We start from the raw sequence: 1347 nt of genomic DNA, 5'->3' as shown, positions 1-1347 counted from the left end.
CGGCTTGCTGACGCCGGCACGGGCGGCGCGGTCGTCCATCGCCGCCGCGTGGTAGCCCTGCGCGACGAAGACCTCCTGAGCCGCGCCCAGCAGTTGGTTACGTCGCGCCCGTCGGGGCAGACGCGTGCCACGCGGGCGCGCCTCGGTCTGCTCGATGGCTGTCACGCCGCCTCCCTGAATGTTTCTGAGCGCGAGCTGCGCTGCGCCGCCATCGTACTTTTCGGTAACGGGGGTGGTAGCTTCCCGGCCCACGAAATTTTCGCTCCGGTGTCCGCTTCCGTTCCCTCCGGTGTACCGGATCCGACGGCGCTTCGGCGGCACTCGTCCTCTTATCGGTACTGGATCGGTACGCGTCAGCGGTACTCGTCCTCGTTCAGCTCCACCACGCGGGCCTGCTCCGCCGCGTCGGCCGGATCGACCTCGTGGTAGCTGTGTCCGGTCAGCGGGTCGTCGCGTTGCACCAGCAGGTCGGCCTGCTGTTCCGCCGCGTCCGCCTCGGGGGCCTCAGGGGTTCCGGGTCCTTCCGGTTCCTCCTCATAGGCGTCATAGGCGTCGTAGGCGTCATAGGGGTCGATGGTTTCCGGATCGGTCGGATCGACAGGCATGCCGGCTCCCCTTTCCAGGCGGGGCCCGAGTGCGCGGGCCCTACTTACGAGACTACGAGCGGGTCACCGGGGGCGCACGCCGCATGCCTCCTGCTTCCCTGCGCATGCTCTCCGGCGTTCCCCGGTGGTGGTCGCGACGGGCGAGTGCCCGTACCTCCCCTGTACACCAGTGTGCTTCTTCTTGTGATGGTGAACACGTGAGGGCGCGTGTGATCGTCTCGTAACATTGCTCCATGTCCTCCACCGAGCAGCCGGGAGCCCCCGCCTCCGCGGCCCGTACCGCTGCCCCGCATCCCTCGCTCACGCGGTCCCGCGTCGGGGAGCAGGAGACGTTGCGGACGGTCTCGCTGCCCGGACTGACGCTGGCCGTGCGGGGCCGGCGGGACGACGGCGAGGCCCCGGAGAAGGACAGCCGTCCGGCCGCGCTGTACGTGCACGGTCTGGGGGGCTCCTCCCTGAACTGGTCAGCGCTGATGCGGCAGCTCGCTCCCGATGTGCGCGGCGAGGCGATCGACCTGCCCGGTTTCGGTGACTCCCCGCCGCCCGACAACGGCGACTACTCGGTCTCCGGGCACGCCCGCGCCGTCATCCGCTATCTGGACTCCTGCGGCCACGCCCCGGTGCACCTGCTGGGCAACTCGCTGGGCGGCGCGGTGACGACCCGGGTGGCGGCCGTGCGGCCCGACCTGGTGCGGACACTGACGCTCGTCTCGCCCGCGCTGCCCGAGATCCCTCCGCAGCG

At 70.5% G+C, this 1347-nt stretch carries 3 protein-coding genes; 1 reads left to right on the top strand and 2 read right to left on the bottom strand.

What is annotated here, in order from left to right; translation table 11 throughout:
* Both ACFXIV_RS47985 and ACFXIV_RS47980 read right to left on the bottom strand, forming a co-directional pair.
* Positions 1-165, bottom strand: a 165-nt coding sequence (locus ACFXIV_RS47985) for a TetR family transcriptional regulator (protein ID WP_379421548.1), incomplete at its 3' end; no start/stop codon positions are given.
* A gap of 188 nt (positions 166-353) precedes the next feature.
* The gene (locus tag ACFXIV_RS47980) at positions 354-605 is read right to left on the bottom strand and encodes a hypothetical protein (RefSeq protein WP_209210738.1); all 252 of its coding nucleotides are present in this window, start codon (positions 603-605) and stop codon (positions 354-356) included.
* A gap of 233 nt (positions 606-838) precedes the next feature.
* Here ACFXIV_RS47980 and ACFXIV_RS47975 point away from each other — a divergent pair.
* On the top strand, positions 839-1347 hold a 509-nt coding region (locus ACFXIV_RS47975), incomplete at its 3' end, for an alpha/beta fold hydrolase (protein WP_379421547.1).

Origin of the sequence: Nocardia sp. NPDC059236 (genome assembly GCF_042754085.1) — a bacterium.
GTDB lineage: Bacteria > Actinomycetota > Actinomycetes > Mycobacteriales > Mycobacteriaceae > Nocardia.
Note: the sequence above shows the minus strand (reverse complement) of the source record. Positions and strands in the feature narration are given on the sequence as shown.

Coding starts and splice junctions, on each gene's coding strand:
- ACFXIV_RS47980 (WP_209210738.1), bottom strand. CDS start 605: ATGCCTGTCGATCCGACCGATCCGGAAACCATCGACCCCTATGACGCC.